Genomic DNA, 18,736 nt, shown 5'->3' with positions numbered 1-18,736 from the left:
GGCCGCGGGCGATGCCATCTGCTGACTAATTATTCGCCGAGGTCATCCGTTCTCATTGGTGAATGGTCGCGGGCGCACAGCCCCGGCCAGACAGCATTCCAATGCCTTGCGCGGTCGGCACAGACCGCGCCCTGCACGCCTTCGACCGGCGTGACGCAGCAACCCGATTCCACTAGCAAGCCGAATTCAGGCAGGAAACCTCATGACCGACGCGTTCGAACTCCCCAGCACCCTGGTCCAAGCCCTCCAGCGCCGCGCGGCCCTGACGCCGGACCGGTTGGCCCTGCGTTTTCTCGCCGAAAACGAGGAGCAGGCCGTGGTGCTCAGTTACCGCGAATTGGATCAGCGCGCGCGGACGATCGCCGCTGCGTTGCAGGCGCAAGCCGGATTTGGCGAGCGCGCGGTGCTGTTGTTTCCCAGCGGCCCGGATTACGTCGCGGCGTTCTTCGGTTGTCTGTACGCCGGGGTCATCGCGGTGCCGGCCTATCCGCCGGAGTCGGCGCGTCGGCACCACCAGGAGCGCCTGCTGTCGATCATTGCCGACGCCGAGCCACGCCTGCTGCTGACCAGCGCCGATCTGCGCGACGCCTTGCAGCAGATCGAAGGCGCGCCGCCGCTGCTGTGCGTCGATACCCTCCACCCTGCACTGGCCGAGCGCTGGGTGGAACCGACACTGCCCGCCGAGCACATCGCTTTCCTGCAATACACCTCCGGTTCTACCGCGCTGCCCAAGGGGGTGCAGGTCAGCCACGGCAACCTGGTGGCCAACGAGATGCTGATCCGCCACGGTTTCGGCATCGATGTGAACCCGGACGACGTGATCGTCAGCTGGCTGCCGCTGTACCACGACATGGGCCTGATCGGCGGTCTGCTGCAGCCGATCTTCAGCGGCGTGCCGTGCATCCTGATGTCGCCGGCGTACTTTCTCGGCCGACCGTTGCGCTGGCTCGAAGCGATCAGCCAGTACGGCGGCACCATCAGCGGCGGGCCGGATTTCGCCTATCGCCTGTGCAGTGAGCGGGTCAGCGAATCGGCGCTGCAACGTCTCGACCTGAGCCGTTGGCGCGTGGCCTATTCCGGCTCGGAACCGATCCGTCTCGACACCCTCGAGCGCTTCGCCGAGAAGTTCGCGGCCTGCGGCTTCAGCGCCGACAGCTTCATGGCGTCATATGGCCTGGCCGAAGCGACCCTGTTCGTCGCCGGCACACCGCGGGGCAGCGGCATTCCTGCGCTGCGCGTCGATGATCAGGCGCTGGCACAGAATCGCGCCGAACCGGGCGACGGCAGTCCGATCATGAGTTGCGGCATCAGCCAGCCGGACCATGCGGTGCTGATCGTCGAACCCACCCGCCTGCAACCGCTCGATGACAACGCGGTCGGCGAAGTCTGGGCCGCCGGCCCGAGCATCGCCCACGGCTACTGGCGCAACCCCGAGGCCAGCGCCAAGACCTTCGTCCAGCACGCTGGCCGCACCTGGCTGCGTACCGGTGACCTGGGCTTCCTCCGCAACGGTGAGTTGTTCATCACCGGGCGCCTCAAAGACATGCTGATCGTGCGCGGCCACAACCTGTATCCGCAGGACATCGAGAAGACCGTCGAGAATGAAGTGGAGGTGGTGCGCAAGGGCCGGGTCGCCGCGTTCGCGGTCACTCGGGACGGCGAAGAAGGCATCGGCATCGCCGCGGAAATCAGCCGCAGCGTGCAGAAAATCCTGCCGCCCGAAGCGCTGATCAAAGCGATTCGCCAAGCAGTGGCCGAGGCGTACCAGGAAGCGCCGAGCGTGGTGGTACTGCTCAACCCGGGCGCGCTGCCGAAGACGTCCAGCGGCAAGCTGCAACGCTCGGCGTGTCGCCATCGTCTGGCCGATGGCAGCCTCGACAGCTACGCGGTGTTCCCACCGACCAGCGCTGAAACCAGCGAGTCGACCGTGTCCGCCTCCGAACTGGAAGCGTTGATCGGCAGAATCTGGGCCGAGCAACTCAACGTCAGACAGGTCAACGCCGACGATCACTTCTTCCTGCTCGGTGGCAACTCGATCGGCGCCGCTCAGGTGATCGCCAAGGTTCGCGAAGAGCTCAATCTGGAACTGAACCTGCGCCTGCTGTTCGAAGCGCCGACCCTGTGCGCATTCGCCGCCGCCGTGGCGCAGCAGCAACAGGACGGCGGCAGCGCCCAGGGCGCAATCAGCGCGCTGTCGCGCAACGAAGCACTGCCGCAATCGCTGGCACAAAACCGCTTGTGGATCACCTGGCAGCTCGATCCGCACAGCAGCGCCTACAACATTCCCGGTGCCCTGCGTCTGCGCGGCGAGCTGGACGAAGAGGCGTTGCGCGCCAGCTTCGAGCAACTGATCGAACGCCACGAAGCGCTGCGCACGCGTTTCTTCGAACGCGACGGCGTCGCGCTGCAACAAGTCGACGCCGCGCCGGAATTCAACCTGCAACTGATCGACATCAGCGACCTGCCCGCGCACGAGCGTGAAGCCCGCGCGCAACAGATCCGCGAGGACGAGGCGCGCACTCAGTTCGATCTGGAAAAAGGCCCGCTGCTGTGGGTGACGCTGGTGCGTCTCGACGACGAAGATCATCAGCTTCTGGTGACCCTGCATCACATCATCGCCGACGGCTGGTCGCTGAACGTGTTGATCGATGAGTTTTCGCGCTTGTACGCCGCTGCCGCTCAAGGCCAGCGCGCCGACCTTGCGCCGCTGCCGACCCAATACGCCGACTACGGCAGCTGGCAGCGCCAATGGCTGGCGCAGGGCGAGGGCGAGCGACAGCTGGCGTACTGGAAAGCGCAGTTGGGCGATGAGCATCCGCTGCTGGAACTGGCCACCGACCATCCGCGCTCGGCCAGGCAGCTGCACAGCGCCGCGCGCCACAGCGTGCGCCTCGGTGTCAGCCTCAGCGACGCAATCAAGCAGACTGCGCAGGCGCATCAATCGACACCGTTCATGCTGTTGCTCTCGGCTTTCCAGAGCCTGCTGCACCGCTACAGCGGTCAACGCGATATCCGCATCGGCATCCCCAACGCCAACCGTCCGCGCCTGGAAACCCAGGGCCTGATCGGCTTCTTCATCAACACCCAGGTGTTGCGTGCCGAGGTTGATTCGCGGCTGTCGTTTGTCGAGTTGCTGGCGCAGACCCGCGAGGCCACGCTCGGTGCGCAGGCACATCAGGATCTGCCGTTCGAACAACTGCTCGAAGCCTTCCCGCAGGCCCGTGAGCAAGGCCTGTTCCAGGTCATGTTCAACCACCAGCAGCGCGACCTGAGTGCGCTCAAGCGCCTGCCGGGCCTGCTCGCCGAAGAGCTGCCGTGGCACAGCCGCGAGGCCAAGTTCGACCTGCAACTGCACAGCGAAGAAGATCGCAACGGGCGCCTGACCCTGTCCTTCGACTACGCCGATGAATTGTTCGATGCGATGACTATCGAGCGTCTGGCCGAACACTTCAGCAATCTGCTGCGCGCCGTTTGCGAGCAACCGCAACAGGTGATCGGTGATCTGCCATTGCTGACCCCGTGCGAGCACGAACAGCAACAGGTATGGAGCGTCGCTGCGTGTCCGCCAGCGCAGCAATGGCTGCCGGAACTGCTCAACGAACAGGCACGCCAGACTCCGCAACGCACTGCGCTGGTGTGGGACGGCGGCAGCCTCGATTTCGCCGAACTGCATGCCCGGGCCAACCGGCTGGCGCACTACCTGCGCGACAAAGGTGTCGGCCCCGATGTGTGCGTGGCGATTGCCGCCGAGCGTTCGCCGCAACTGCTGATCGGTCTGCTGGCGATCATCAAGGCCGGCGGCGCCTATGTGCCACTTGACCCGGAATACCCGGCCGAACGCCTGGCCTACATGCTCAGCGACAGCGGCGTCGAATTGCTCCTGACCCAGACTGCCTTGCTCGACCGCTTGCCGGCCAGCGAAGGCGTCAGTGTGATCGCCATGGACGCGTTGCATCTGGAAAACTGGCCAAGCCAGGCCCCGGGCCTACACCTGCACGGCGACAACCTCGCCTACGTGATCTACACCTCCGGTTCCACCGGCCAGCCGAAAGGCGTCGGCAACACCCACGCGGCGCTGGCCGAACGTCTGCAATGGATGCAGGACACCTATCGTCTGGACGACAGCGACGTGCTGATGCAGAAAGCGCCGATCAGTTTCGACGTCTCGGTGTGGGAGTGCTTCTGGCCGCTGATCACCGGCGCCCGGTTGCTGATCGCCGGCCCCGGTGAACACCGCGATCCGCATCGCATCGCCGAGTTGGTGCAGCAGTACGGCGTGACCACGCTGCACTTCGTGCCGCCGCTGCTTTCGCTGTTCATCGACGAAACGTTGAGTGCCGCGTGCGGCAGCCTGCGCCGGCTGTTCTCCGGCGGCGAAGCGTTGCCGGCGGAGCTGCGCAACCGCGTGTTCGCGCAACTGCCGGCGGTGCAACTGCACAACCGTTACGGCCCCACCGAAACCGCGATCAACGTCACCCATTGGCATTGCAGCGTGGCCGATGGCGAGCGCTCGCCGATTGGCCGGCCGCTGGGCAACGTGGTCTGCCGTGTGCTCGACAGCGATCTCAATCCTGTGCCGGCCGGGGTGCCGGGCGAACTGTGCATCAGCGGCATCGGCCTGGCCCGCGGTTACCTCGGCCGTCCAGCGCTGACCGCCGAACGTTTCGTGGTCGATCCGCTGGGCGAGGAGGGCGCGCGCCTGTACCGCACCGGTGACCGCGCACGCTGGACCCACGATGGCGTGATCGAATACCTCGGCCGCCTCGATCAGCAGGTCAAGCTACGCGGCTTCCGCGTCGAGCCGGAAGAAATCGAAGCGCGGCTGCTGGCTCAGGAGGGCGTCGCTCAGGCCGCCGTGCTGGTGCGGGAAACCGTCGCCGGCCCGCAACTGATCGGCTACTTCACTGCCAGCAACGCCGATGACGATCAGGACGCGCATATCGCTCGGCTGAAAACCGCACTGGCCGCCGAGCTGCCGGAATACATGGTGCCGGCGCAACTGATGCGCCTCGACACGATGCCTCTGAGCCCGAGCGGCAAGCTTGATCGCCGCGCCTTGCCCGAACCGAAGTGGCACGTGCGCGAACACGTCGAGCCGGTCACCGAACTGGAACAGCGCATCGCCGCGATCTGGCGCGAAGTGTTGGGGCTGCCACGGATCGGTCTGCGCGACGACTTCTTCGCCCTCGGCGGGCACTCGCTGCTGGCCACGCAAATCATCTCCCGTAGTCGTCAGGCCTGTGACGTCGAGTTGCCGTTGCGCACCTTGTTCGAGCACAGCGAACTCGGCGACTTCGCCGAGCAGGTCCGTCAGATCCAGGCCAGCGGCAAGACCAACCAGCAGCCGCCGATCGCCAGTGTCGACCGCCGCCAGGCCGTGCCGCTGTCCTATTCGCAACAGCGCATGTGGTTCCTCTGGCAGATGGAGCCCGACAGCCCGGCGTACAACGTCGGCGGCATGGCGCGCCTGCGCGGCGTATTGCACGTCGAGCATTTCGAGGCCGCCTTGCAGGCGCTGATCCTGCGCCACGAAACCCTGCGTACCACGTTCCCCAGCGTCGATGGCGTGGCCCGGCAACAGGTGCGTGCCGAAACCGGCGTGCGCATGGGCTGGAAGGATTTTTCCAGACTGGCGGCTGACCAGCGTGAGCAAAGGGTGCAGCAACTGGCGGACGAGGAGGCGCATCTGCCGTTCGACCTGGAAACCGGCCCGCTGCTGCGCGCCTGCCTGGTGAAAACGGCCGAACACGAGCATTACTTCGTGCTGACCCTGCACCACATCGTTACCGAAGGCTGGGCGATGGACATCTTCGCCCGCGAACTCGGCGCGCTGTACGAAGCTTTCGTCGATGACCGCGACTCGCCGCTCGAAGCGTTGCCGGTGCAGTACCTCGACTACAGCGTCTGGCAACGGCAGTGGCTGGAGTCCGGTGAGCGTCAGCGCCAGCTCGATTATTGGACTGCACAACTCGGTCGCGAACATCCGCTGCTGGAACTGCCCGGCGACCGTCCGCGTCCACCGGTGCAAAGCCATCAGGGCGAGCTGTACCGTTTCGACATGAGCGACGACCTTGCCGCCCGCGTTCGGGCGTTCAATGCGCAGAACGGTCTGACCCTGTTCATGACCATGACCGCCGCGCTCGCCACCTTGCTCTACCGCTACAGCGGCCAGACCGACCTGCGCATCGGCGCGCCGGTGGCCAACCGGATTCGCCCGGAGAGTGAGGGGCTGATCGGCGCGTTCCTCAACACGCAAGTGCTGCGTTGCCAGCTCGACGGACAGATGTCGGTCGGCGAATTGTTCGAGCAGGTGCGCCACACGGTGATCGAAGGCCAGTCGCATCAGGACCTGCCGTTCGATCATCTGGTCGAAGCCCTGCAGCCACCGCGCAGCGCCGCCTACAACCCGCTGTTCCAGGTGATGTGCAACGTGCAGCGCTGGGAGTTCCAGCAGAGCCGCACCCTCGCCGGAATGACCGTCGAGTACCTGGCCAACGATGCGCGGGCGACCAAGTTCGACCTCAACCTGGAAGTCACCGACCTCGACCACCGCCTCGGTTGCTGCCTGACGTACAGCACCGACCTGTTCGATGAACCGACCATTGCGCGTATGGCCAGGCATTGGCGCAACCTGCTGGAAGCGCTGATCGCCGATCCGCAACAGCGCCTGAGCCAATTGCCGCTGCTCGACCCATCTGAGCAGCAACAACTGCTCGATAGCCTCGCTGTCGAACCGGGCGAACGGCGTCTCGATCAGTGCATTCATCATGTGTTTGCCGAACAGGCACTGGCGCGCAAAGACGCCCCGGCCCTGACCTTCGCCGGACAGACGCTGAGCTACGCCGAACTCGACGCTCGCGCCAATCGCCTGGCCTGGGCCTTGCGCGAACGTGGCGTCGGCCCGCAGGTGCGCGTCGGTCTGGCGCTGGAGCGTTCGCTGGAAATGGTGGTCGGTCTGCTGGCGATCCTCAAGGCCGGTGGTGCGTATGTGCCGCTCGACCCGGAATACCCGCTCGACCGTCTGCACTACATGATCGAAGACAGTCGCATCGGTCTGCTCCTCAGTGATCGGGCGATGTTCAGCGCCCTCGGCGAGCTGCCGTCGAGCGTGGCGCGCTGGTGCCTGGAAGACGACGGCGCGGCGCTGGCCGCTTACCCGGCCAGCGAGTTGCCGTTGATCAGCCTGCCGCAGCACCAGGCGTATCTGATCTACACCTCGGGTTCGACCGGCAAGCCGAAAGGCGTGGTGGTCTGCCACGGTGAAATCGCCATGCATTGCCAGGCCGTGATCGAACGCTTCGGCATGCGCCCGGACGACTGCGAACTGCACTTCTATTCGATCAATTTCGACGCCGCCACCGAGCGTCTGCTGGTGCCGCTGCTCAGTGGCGCACACGTGGTGTTGCGGGCGCAGGGGCAGTGGGACGCGGCGGAAATCTGCGCGCTGATCCGCGACCACAGGATCAATGTGCTCGGCTTCACGCCGAGCTACGGCAGCCAACTGGCGCAGTTCCTCGCCACGCAAAATGAAATCCTCCCGGTGCGGATGATCATCACCGGTGGCGAAGCGCTGACCGGCGAGCACCTGCAACGGATTCGTGCGGCGTTCAAACCGTCGATGTTCTTCAACGCCTACGGCCCGACCGAAACCGTGGTCATGCCGCTGGCCAGTCTGGCACCGGACATGCTGGAAGAGGGCGCCGGCAGCGTGCCGATCGGCAGTGTGATCGGTGACCGCGTGGCCTATATCCTCGACGCCGACCTGGCGCTGGTGCCGCAAGGCGCGACCGGCGAATTGTGTGTCGGCGGCGCGGGGCTGGCGCAGGGGTACCACGACCGTCCGGGCATCAGCGCCGAGCGTTTCGTGGCGGACCCGTTTGCCGCCGATGGCGGGCGCATGTACCGCACCGGCGACCTGGTGCGCCAGCGCGCCGATGGCCTGGTGGAATACCTCGGACGGATCGACCATCAGGTGAAGATCCGTGGTTTCCGCATCGAACTGGGCGAGATCGAAACTCGTCTGCTCGAGCACGACGCGATCCGCGAGGCGGTGGTGCTGGCGCTGGAGGCGCCGAGCGGCAAGCAACTGGTCGGCTACCTGGTCAGCGATGTCGCCGGGCAGGACGCCGCCGCGCAAGCCGCACTGCGCGACACACTCAAATCGCAGCTCAAGGCGCAACTGCCGGACTACATGGTGCCGACGCACCTGATCCTGCTGGCGAGCATGCCGCTGACCGCCAACGGCAAACTCGACCGTCGCGCCTTGCCGGCGCCCGACCCGGAGCTCAACCGCCAGGATTACGTAGCGCCAAGCAATGAACTGGAACAGACCCTGGCGCAGATCTGGTGCGAGGTGCTCAACGTCGAGCAAGTGGGTCTGAACGACAACTTCTTCGAACTCGGTGGCGACTCGATCCTGTCGATCCAGGTGGTCAGTCGTGCGCGGCAGCAGGGCATTCATTTCAGCCCGCGCGATCTGTTCCAGCACCAGACTGTGCAGACCCTGGCCGCCGTGGCCAGTCGCAGTGAAACCGTGACGGCTGAGCAGGGTCTGGTGTCGGGCGAGTCGCGCCTGACACCGATCCAGCACTGGTTCTTCGACAGCGAGATTCCCCAACGTCAACACTGGAACCAGGCGTTGCTGCTGGAGCCGACGGCGAGGCTGGAACCGCATCGCCTGGAGCAGGCGCTGCTGGCGCTGATCGAGCAGCATGACGCCCTGCGTCTGCGTTTCACCGAGGTCAACGGCGCATGGCAAGCAACGCATCGACCGGTGACCGATGCAGCGGTGCTGTGGCCAGTGCGCGTGCCGTCGATGGACACGTGTGCCGCGCTGTTCGCCGATGCCCAGCGCAGTCTCGATCTTGCCCAGGGCCCGTTGCTGCGGGCGGTGCTGGTCGATGGACCGGACGGTCAGCAACGGCTGTTCATCGCCATCCATCACCTGGTGGTGGACGGTGTGTCGTGGCGTGTTCTGCTCGACGATCTGCAAACCGTGTATCGTCAGCTCGACGCCGATCAGTCGGTAAAACTGCCGGCGAAAACCAGTGCCTTCAAGGATTGGGCCGCACGCTTGCAGGCTTACGCCGGCAGCGAGTCGCTGCGCGAAGAACTGGCTTGGTGGCAGGCGCAACTGGCCGGGCCGAACGCCGACCTGCCGTGCGAAAACCCCCAGGGTGGCTGCCAGAATCGTCACGCGCAGACCCTCAGCGTGCGCCTGGATGCCGAGCGTACCCGGCAGTTGCTGCAACAGGCGCCGAGTGCCTACCGCACCCAGGTCAACGACCTGTTGCTGACCGCGCTGGCCCGCGTGCTGTGCCGCTGGAGCGGTCAGCCGTCGGCGCTGATTCAACTGGAAGGCCACGGCCGCGAAACCCTGTTCGACGAGATCGATCTGACGCGCACCGTCGGCTGGTTCACCAGCGCCTATCCGCTGCGCCTGACTCCGCCCGCCAGTGACGAGGCCGCCGGGCCGGGCGCTGCGATCAAGGCGATCAAGGAACAATTGCGGGCGGTGCCGCACAAGGGTCTCGGTTATGGCGTCCTGCGTTATCTGGCCGATGACCTCAGCCAGCGCAGCGTGGCCGCGTTGCCGAAGGCACCGATCACCTTCAACTACCTCGGCCAGTTCGACCAGAGCTTCGCCAGCGATGCGTTGTTCCGGCCGCTGGACGAACCGCTCGGCGCCGCCCACGATCCGCTGGCGCCGTTGCCCAACGAGTTGAGTGTCGACAGCCAGGTCTACGCGGGTGAACTGCTGCTGCGCTGGACCTTCAGCGCCGAGCGCTACGACGCGCAGACCATCGGCGCGCTGGCCGCTGCCTACGTCGGCGAGCTGCAGAGCCTGATCGAGCATTGCCTGCAAGACACCGCCGGCGGCCTGACGCCGTCGGATTTCCCGCTGGCCAAATTGACCCAGGCGCAACTCGACGCGCTGCCGGTGCCGGCCCAGTACATCGAAGACGTCTATCCGCTGACGCCGATGCAGGAAGGCATGCTGCTGCACACCCTGCTCGAACCGGGCACCGGTCTGTACTACATGCAGGATCGCTACCGCATCAACAGCGAACTCGACCCCGAGCGTTTCGCCCAGGCCTGGCAAGCGGTGGTTGCCCGCCACGAAGCCTTGCGCGCGTCGTTCTGCTGGAACGTCGGCGAAGACATGCTGCAGGTGATTCATACCCCGGGTCGCACGCCGGTCGAGTACCTGGACTGGAGCGCCATCGCCGAAAGCGAGCAGGAGCCGAAGCTACAGACTTTGCTCAAGACTGAACGCGAGACCGGTTTCGATCTGCTCAACCAGGCGCCGTTCCACCTGCGCCTGATCAAGGTCGGCGCGGCCCGCTACTGGTTCATGATGAGCAACCATCACATCCTCATCGACGCCTGGTGCCGCTCGCTGCTGATGAACGATTTCTTCGAGATCTACACCGCCCTCGGCGAAGGTCGCGAAGCACAACTGGCGGTGCCGCCGCGCTACCGCGATTACATCGCCTGGCTGCAACGCCAGAGTCTGGCCGAGGCGCGTCAGTGGTGGCAGCACAACCTGCAAGGGTTCGAGCGCACCACGCCGATCCCGAGCGACCGGCCGTTCCTGCGCGAGCACGCCGGCGAAAGCGGCGGCATGATCGTCGGCGACTGCTACACCCGACTCAACGTCGAGGACGGCGCCCGACTGCGCGAGCTGGCCCAGGCCCATCAACTGACGGTCAACACCTTCGCCCAGGCGGCGTGGGCGCTGGTGCTGCGGCGCTTGAGCGGGGATCGTGACGTGCTGTTCGGCGTCACCGTGGCCGGGCGTCCGGTGGACATGCCGCAGATGCAGCGCACGGTCGGCCTGTTCATCAACAGCATCGCGCTGCGGGTGCAGATCCCGGCGGACGATCAGCGCACCAGTGTGCGTCAGTGGCTCAGCGCTCTGCTCGACAGCAACATGCAATTGCGCGAGTACGAATACCTGCCGCTGGTGAACATCCAGGAGCAGAGCGAACTGCCGAAAGGCCAGCCGCTGTTCGACAGTCTGTTCGTGTTCGAGAACGCCCCGGTGGAAGTCTCCGTACTGGACCGCGCGCAAAGCCTCAACGCCACCTCGGATTCCGGTCGTACCCACACCAACTTCCCGTTGACGGCGGTGTGCTACCCGGGCGATGACCTTGGCCTGCACCTGTCCTACGACCAGCGCTATTTCGATGAGTCGACCATCGAACGCATGCTCGGTGAGTTCAAGCGTCTGTTGCTGGCGCTGGTCGACGGTTTCCATGGCGACATGGCTGACCTGCCGCTGCTGGGTCATGAGGAACAAGACTTCCTGCTCCACGGCTGCAACCAGAGCGAGCACGACTATCCGCTACAGCAGAGCTACGTCGAACTGTTCGAAGCGCAGGTCGCGCAGCATCCGCAACGCATCGCCGCCAGTTGCCTGGATCAGCAATTGAGCTACGAGCAACTGAACCGCAACGCCAACCGGCTCGGCCATGCACTGGTCGCGGCCGGGGTGCAGAGGGATCAACCGGTGGCGTTGCTGGGCGAACGCAATCTGGATCTGCTGGGCATGATCATCGGCAGCTTCAAGGCCGGTGCCGGTTACCTGCCGCTGGATCCGGGCCTGCCGAGCCAGCGCCTGCAACGCATCATCGAACTGAGCCGCACGCCGGTACTGGTGTGCACCGAGGCTTGCCACGCTCAGGCGCAAACCCTGCTCGACGAGTTCAGCTGCGCCAACCGGCCGCGCCTGCTGGTCTGGGAAAAGCTGCAGGCGCAGGCGGGCGCGGCGGACAATCCGGGCATTTTCAGCGCCCCGGACAACCTCGCCTATGTGATCTACACCTCGGGCTCCACCGGTTTGCCCAAAGGCGTGATGGTCGAGCAGCGCGGCATGCTCAACAACCAACTGAGCAAGGTGCCGTACCTGCAACTGACGGACGCCGATGTGATTGCGCAGACCGCCTCGCAAAGCTTCGATATTTCGGTCTGGCAGTTCCTCGCCGCGCCGTTGTTCGGCGCGCGGGTCGACATTGTGCCGAACAGCATCGCCCACGATCCGCAGGGGCTGCTGGTACATGTTCAGCAGCAGGGCATCACGGTGCTGGAAAGCGTGCCGTCGCTGATCCAGGGCATGCTCGCTTCGGATCGCCTGAGTCTCGACGGGCTGCGCTGGATGTTGCCGACCGGCGAAGCGATGCCGCCGGAGCTGGCGCACCAGTGGCTGCTGCGTTATCCGCAGATCGGTCTGGTCAACGCCTACGGGCCGGCGGAATGCTCCGATGACGTGGCGTTCTTCCGCGTCGATCTGGCGTCGACGCGCGGCAGTTACCTGCCGATTGGTACGCCGACCGACAACAACCTGCTGTATGTGCTCGATGGCGCGCTGGAACTGGTGCCGCTGGGCGCGGTGGGCGAGTTGTGCGTGGCGGGCACTGGGGTGGGGCGCGGTTATGTCAGCGATCCGTTGCGCACCGCGCCGGTGTTTGTGCCGAACCCGTTCGGTGCGCCGGGCGAGCGCCTGTACCGCACCGGCGACCTCGCCCGGCGCCGCAGTGACGGCGTGCTGGAGTACGTCGGTCGGGTCGACCATCAGGTGAAGATTCGCGGTTACCGGATCGAGCTGGGTGAAATCGAGGCGCGTCTGCACGAACAACCGGAAGTCCGCGATGGCGCTGTCGGCGTTCAGGAAGGTGTCAACGGCAAGCATCTGGTCGGCTACCTGGTCGCCGCCGATACGGCGCTGAACCCGAGCGAACGCCTGGAGCGAATCAAGCAGCGCCTGCGCGCCGAACTGCCGGAATACATGGTGCCGCTGCACTGGTTGTGGCTCGACCGGTTGCCGCTCAACGCCAACGGCAAACTCGACCGCAAGGCCTTGCCGGCACTGGAAATCGGCCAGTTGCAGAGCGAGGATTACCTGGCGCCGCGCAACGAGCTGGAGCAGACCCTGGCCGATATCTGGGCCGAGGTGCTCAAGGTCGACCAGGTCGGGGTGCGCGACAACTTCTTCGAACTGGGCGGCCATTCGCTGCTCGCCACGCAGATTGCCTCGCGGGTGCAGAAAACCCTGCAACGCGATGTGCCGCTGCGGGCCATGTTCGAATGCAGCACGGTGGCGGAACTGGCCGAGTACATCGACGGGCTGGCGGCCAGTGACATGACCGAGGAGAAAGTGGATCGCTTGAATGATCTGATGGCGGAGCTGGAAGGCTTGTAATTTCCGGCGTCTGTTCCGGCCCCGTCGCTGGCAGGCCAGCTGCCACAGGTTTCACGGTGAACACAAGATTTGTGTACACATTCGATCCCTGTGGGAGCTGGCTTGCCAGCGAAGGCGTCAACGAATTCAACGCCAATAAACCGACCTATTTACGTACATTTCCAGGGTTGACGATCAACAACCGGCAGCTCAGTCTGCCGGTTCTCTTTTTTGTCGCGGAGGTAGTCGATGCCTTTCTTCACGGTGGACGGACAAGCGCTGCATTACATTGATCAAGGCACCGGCCCGGCCGTGTTGCTGGCGGGCAGTTACCTGTGGGACACGGCCATGTGGGCACCGCAGATCGCTGCGCTGTCATCGCATTATCGGGTGATTGCCCTGGACCTGTGGGGCCATGGTGAATCGGGGCGTTTGCCTGAAGGCACCACCTCACTGGATGACATCGCACGCCAGGCGTTGGCCTTGCTCGATCATCTGCAGATCGAACGGATCACCCTCGCGGGACTATCGGTCGGCGGCATGTGGGGCGTGCGCCTCGCTCTGTCGGCACCGCAGCGGATCAATGGCCTGGTGCTGCTGGACACCTACCTCGGCGTCGAGCCGGAGCCAACCCGGCAGTACTACTTCTCACTGTTCAAGCAGATCGAAGAAAGCGGCGAAATCTCCGAGCAACTGCTCGACATCGTGGTGCCGATCTTCTTCCGTCCGGGCATCGATCCGCAGTCGGCGCTGTATCAGGATTTCCGCGCCAGACTGGCGGCGTATACCGCGGATCGTCTGCGCGAAAGCATCGTGCCGATGGGGCGCATTACATTCAGCCGTGAGGATCTGTTGCCGCGTCTGCGCGAGCTGGAAGCAGCGACCACCCTGGTGGTCTGTGGCGATCAGGACAAACCGCGTCCCCCGTCGGAAGCCCGGGAAATGGCCGAGCTGATCGGCTGCGACTGTGTGCTGGTGCCGCAGGCGGGGCATATCTCCAGTCGGGAGAATCCCGAGTTTGTGACGCAGGTGTTGCTCGGTTTTTTGCGTGAGCGCAATCGAAATACGCTGTAATTGCGCACGGGAATTCATTTAAGGGACTGGCGTGAAGCAATACTTCTGGCGCGATCTTGAAGATCTGCAAGGACAATGGGGGGGACTGAGCATCGAGATCAGTGGCCCCCCTCAGGGCAAACCCCAGCTGTATCTGCGGACGGGTAACAACGCTCGCCTGAAACTGATGTTCAACGAGACCCCGTTGCTCTGGGGAACGATAGCGACTTCGTATTACGGTGCCTGGCTGGTGCGCAATCCGATTCCGATACAATGGGCGTCGCCTCCCGTTGCGGCCATTGACTCGGCGCAAGTCGAACACCACCGCCATTTGCCCGTCGGGCAGCGAATGAAGGCCTGGAGCCGATTTTTCATCAACCAATTGATGGAGCATCGTGCGGACTTTCTGTATCCCGGGCACTGGGTGGCACGGCCCATGATGCCAGTAGCCTTGCGCAGACAACGTGGCGACGGTGTGAGCAATTGGTATTTCTCGACAGAACAAGAGATGACCAGTCATTTACCGATCTGGTCTGCGCGTGGTGACGGCATTCTCGACAATCTTCAGCCACGACCGGTGGAGTGGCTCGACTGGGATCTGGGCAACCTGATCGGTCTGCACACGGTCGATCCGTATGCCGGGCGTATGAAGTGGTGGCGCAAAAAGGCAAGAGAGGACAGCCTGCCGCCTGTCTTGCTCTGGTATGTCGGCGCGTTATGTTCCTACGTGATTATCGACGGTCACTATCGATTGCAGGCCGCGCTGGCGGAAAACGTCAAACCGACGTTTATCGTCCTGAGTTCAACTCAAGCCTACCCCCTCACGCCAAATCCCGAAACGCAACAGCGGGTGTTCAATGCCCTGATGCTGCAAAGCGAAAGGAATCCGGGATTCGATGTCCGAACCTTGAACCAGGCATTGATCCAGAACTTTGATGACCGACCGTGCCATTCGGCAAATACCCATGCCTGGGCCGGCATCGTATCGGATGCCGAGTGGTCGCAAGAGGTGACGCAGTTTTTGCGCGAGCGCGAAGCGACAGATGAACTGGACGACATCCTTGACCGGTGTCAGCCGAGCGAATGGTGATGGCTCCGGCAGTGTCTGCCGGAGCCGCCAGGCGTTACTTCGGCCCGAGAATCTTCGCCAGTTTGTCCGGCGCCGGCGCGCCTTGCTGTTGTTGCAGTTCACCCTTGTCGTCCATGTAGAAGATTGCCGGAGTCGCCTGCAGATCCAGGTCCTCCATCAACTGCATGTTCGCCGCCAGTTTGGTTTGCACGGCGGCCGGAATGTCCTTCAGGGCCTTGAGCGTGCTGGCCTTGCCGGCCTTTTCGTGATCTTCCAGGGCCTTGGCCGGGTCTTTTGCCGCCAGCAGGGCGGCGGATTTGCCCGGGCTGTCTTCGCGAATGATGCCGACCATGATGTGGCGCAATTGCACCTTGCCGGCCTTGACCCACGGCCGTGCCTGTTCCCAGAACATGTTGCAGTACGGGCAGTTCGGGTCGCTGAACAGGTACACCGTGCGCGGCGCGTTCGGGTTGCCGTCCTGAATCCAGTTGCTGGCTTCGAATTTGGCCCAGACTTCCTTGGCCATCGGCGCGTAGACCAGTTTCTGCAATGGCGCGCTGCTCAGGTCGTTGCCGTCGGCGTCGTACAGGTTGCCCAGCAACACATGCTTGCCATCCGGCGTCAGATACAGCGCCATGCCGCGATTCTGGTACTGCGCCGCGTAGCCGCGCAGGCCGTCGGGGGCGTCGAACTGGCCGACGATTTTCGCACCCTTGGCTTCAATCTTCTTGATCGCGTCAGGCAACTCTTCGGCGGCCTGTACCGACGGCAAGTGCAGCAGGGCAGCGCCCAGGGTCAGCGTCAGCAGGTGGCGGAGGCGGGGCATGGCAGTTTCCTTGCAGAGGTGGCCGGTGTGGCATTCGGGGTTGGCGTGTCGAAATTCTCCAGGGCGCGAGCCAGGCTGGCGTTCGACAATTCACCCAGGTGGCTGCCCAGCAGGCGACCGTCCGGGCTGTAGAAAAGGGTTGTCGGCAACGCCATGGAGCCCACGGCCTGACCCAGGCGCCCGCTGCGATCAAAGAGCACATTGGACAGGCTCAGGCCCTGGGTTTCGAGAAAGGTCGCCACGCTTTGCATGCTCTCGGCCTGATTGACGAACAGAAAGGTCAGGTCCGGGCGTTGCTGCTGGGCGTTTTCCAGCACCGGCATTTCTCGCCGGCACGGCGGGCACCACGTGGCCCACAGGTTGATCACCAGCGGTCCGCCCTGATAGTCGGAGAGCTTCACGGTTTCCCCGGCGGCGTTGCGCAGGCTGATGTCCGGCAGGCGCGTACCTTGTTCATAGAGGCTCAGCGACAGGCTCGCCAGCACCCAGAACACCACGCCACTGGCCACGCCGAAGCCCAGCGGCCGGCGCAGGCCCGGCCGCCGCCAGCCGCGGTACAGCGCCGCGAGCAACAGTACGATCACCCCTGGCCAGGCAAGAAAACCGCCGTCGCGCAGGTCGATGATCTGCCACGGATCGTTGCGGTAATGGCCCCAGTAAACGGCGACAAACGCCACGCGCGCCGCCAGCATGCCGAGCAGAAACAGGCTGAACAACGCCGACTCGGGGTTATCGCCACCGCGCTTGGCCACCCGCCAGCCGACAAAAGTCGCCAGCGCCAGGGCACTGATCAGCAGCAGGTGGTTGAGCGCAATGGCAAAGGTGCCGAGGGTGAAGGTCAGCATTAACGGGCGTCTCGGGTGGTGGTCCAGCGTTGCAGGAAGGTGTCGGCATCGACTTCGCCGGTGATGCGCTGGCTGCGGCGTTCGGCGCCGTCCGTGCCGATCCAGACAAAACTCGGCGGCCCCGGCACCTTGTAGCGGCCGAGCAGCTCACGGCTGGCGGCATTGTCGGCGGTCACGTCGAGTCGGAGCAAGCGCACATCGCGCAGCGCCTGCATTACCCGCGCCTGGCCGAACACCTGCTTCTCCATGACTTTGCACGACACGCACCAGTCGGCGTAGTAATCGAGCAGCACCCACTGGCCCTGCGCTTGTGCGGCGTCAAGTTGCTGTTGCAGGGCGGCCGGATCCTTGATGGTGGTGAAGGCTTCATGCGCGTCCGCCCCGACAACGCCGCTACGGTCGGCGCTGTACACCCGCAATGGCTGATACGGATCGTCGCTGCCACCGGCTGCGCCGATCACCAGCAGGCTGCCCCACAGACCGAGCAGCAGCGCGCTGGCGCCGAACATCTGCGCCACGCGGCCAAAGCCTTGCGCCTGTTGCCAGGCACTGTACGCGGCGATCAGCAACAAGGCGCCGCACAGGCCCAGCCACAGCGAAGGATCGAGCACCGGGCGCAACATCAGCAGCGCCGTGGCGAGAAACAGGAAGCCGAACACGCCTTTGAGCAGGTTCATCCACGCGCCGGGCTTGGGCAGGAAACGATTGCCCACGGTCACCAGCAACAACAGCGGCACGCCGATGCCGATGCCCAGGGCAAACAGAATCAGGCCGCCGTGCAACGCGTTGCCGCTTTGGGCGATGTACAGCAGGGCGCCGGCCAGCGGTGCGGTCATGCACGGGCCGACCAGCAACCCGGACAACGCGCCGAGCACCCCGGCGCCGATCAGGCTGCCGCCGCTGCGACTGCGCGAAGCATGTTCCAGGCGATCACGCAGGGCCACCGGCAATTGCAATTCGAAGAAGCCGAACATCGGCAGCGCCAGCACCACGAAAATCGCCGCGAATGCGCCGAGCAGCCACGGGTTCTGCAACCATGCCTGCAGATTCGCGCCGAGCAGGGCCGCCACCACGCCCATCGCCGCATAGACCAGCGCCATGCAGATCACATAACTGCTGGCCAGGGCGAAGCCGCGACGGGGTGTGGCGCCGCTGCCGACAATCATCCCGGCCAGGATCGGCAGCATCGGCAGCGAGCACGGCGTGAACGCCAGCAGCAGGCCGAGGCCGAAAAACACCAGCAGGCTCCAGCCCAGCGCCCGCTGTTGCAGGCCGCTGGCCAGGGCCTGATCCGCTGCTTCGGCACCGGTCGCCGCAGGCGCCTGACCGCCGAGGTCGATGACCCGGGTCTGCGGCGGATAACACAGGCCGGCGTCGGCACAGCCCTGATAGGTGACTTTGATCTGGCCACTGGCAGCGGCTGGCAGCTTCAGCTCCAGGCCCTGGCGGTAAACCGGTTGTTCGCCGAAATACTCGTCGCTGTGCGACTCGCCCGCCGGCAGGGTCGGTGCGTGCTCGGCCGCCAGGCCGTCGAATTTCAGGCGTTTCTGGTACAGGTAGTAGCCGTCGGCGATCTGCCAGAACAATTGGGTTTCGCCGGATTCCAGGCGCTCGGAGGTCAGCACGAAGGCCTTGTCGACCGGCAGGAATTCCGCTTTTGGCGCAAATGGGTCCGTTCCTGCCTGGGCCAGACCCGACATCAACAGAACAAAAAACAGCAAGAAATGACGCATGGAGGAGCCTTGTCCCTGTGCAAGTGAGGT

The 18,736-nt window shown here is 64.6% G+C and carries 6 protein-coding genes; 3 read left to right on the top strand and 3 right to left on the bottom strand.

From position 1 onward, the window contains the following. Positions 1-202 precede the first annotated feature (202 nt). The 3 genes from QRN70_RS25075 (at position 203) to QRN70_RS25065 (ending at position 15,323) form a co-directional block, all read left to right on the top strand. A complete protein-coding gene (locus tag QRN70_RS25075) occupies positions 203-13,201 on the top strand; it encodes a non-ribosomal peptide synthetase (RefSeq protein WP_285420565.1) in 12,999 nt (4,332 codons plus the stop codon). Between the two features lie 228 nt (positions 13,202-13,429). Beyond that, complete coding sequence (locus QRN70_RS25070) at positions 13,430-14,254, top strand: alpha/beta fold hydrolase (protein WP_285420564.1); 825 nt, start codon at positions 13,430-13,432, stop codon at positions 14,252-14,254. Positions 14,255-14,285: 31 nt separating this feature from the next. After that, positions 14,286-15,323, top strand: coding sequence for a hypothetical protein (locus QRN70_RS25065; RefSeq protein ID WP_285420563.1), 1,038 nt, complete (start codon positions 14,286-14,288; stop codon positions 15,321-15,323). A 34-nt stretch (positions 15,324-15,357) separates the two neighbouring features. Here the strand turns inward: QRN70_RS25065 and dsbG are convergent, their stop codons facing one another. From dsbG to dsbD, 3 genes are read right to left on the bottom strand one after another with little or no spacing between them, the layout of a single operon-like run. Beyond that, entirely contained in the window at positions 15,358-16,128 is a 771-nt protein-coding gene (gene dsbG, locus QRN70_RS25060; RefSeq protein ID WP_285420562.1) for a thiol:disulfide interchange protein DsbG, read from the bottom strand. Continuing rightward, positions 16,104-16,973, bottom strand: a complete 870-nt coding sequence (locus tag QRN70_RS25055; RefSeq protein WP_285420561.1) for a TlpA disulfide reductase family protein — start codon at positions 16,971-16,973, stop codon at positions 16,104-16,106. The genes dsbG and QRN70_RS25055 overlap by 25 nt, the downstream gene beginning before the upstream one ends. Next, complete coding sequence (gene dsbD, locus QRN70_RS25050) at positions 16,973-18,706, bottom strand: protein-disulfide reductase DsbD (protein WP_285420560.1); 1,734 nt, start codon at positions 18,704-18,706, stop codon at positions 16,973-16,975. Before dsbD ends, QRN70_RS25055 begins: the two co-directional genes overlap by 1 nt. Positions 18,707-18,736: the final 30 nt, after the last annotated feature.

It is taken from the genome of Pseudomonas sp. efr-133-TYG-5, from assembly GCF_030209175.1.
GTDB lineage: Bacteria > Pseudomonadota > Gammaproteobacteria > Pseudomonadales > Pseudomonadaceae > Aquipseudomonas.
The sequence above is the reverse complement of the archived record's forward strand: the minus strand, read 5'-3'. Positions and strand labels throughout refer to the sequence as shown.

Coding starts and splice junctions, on each gene's coding strand:
- QRN70_RS25075 (WP_285420565.1), top strand. CDS start 203: ATGACCGACGCGTTCGAACTCCCCAGCACCCTGGTCCAAGCCCTCCAG.
- QRN70_RS25070 (WP_285420564.1), top strand. CDS start 13,430: ATGCCTTTCTTCACGGTGGACGGACAAGCGCTGCATTACATTGATCAA.
- dsbG (WP_285420562.1), bottom strand. CDS start 16,128: ATGCCCCGCCTCCGCCACCTGCTGACGCTGACCCTGGGCGCTGCCCTG.
- QRN70_RS25055 (WP_285420561.1), bottom strand. CDS start 16,973: ATGCTGACCTTCACCCTCGGCACCTTTGCCATTGCGCTCAACCACCTG.
- dsbD (WP_285420560.1), bottom strand. CDS start 18,706: ATGCGTCATTTCTTGCTGTTTTTTGTTCTGTTGATGTCGGGTCTGGCC.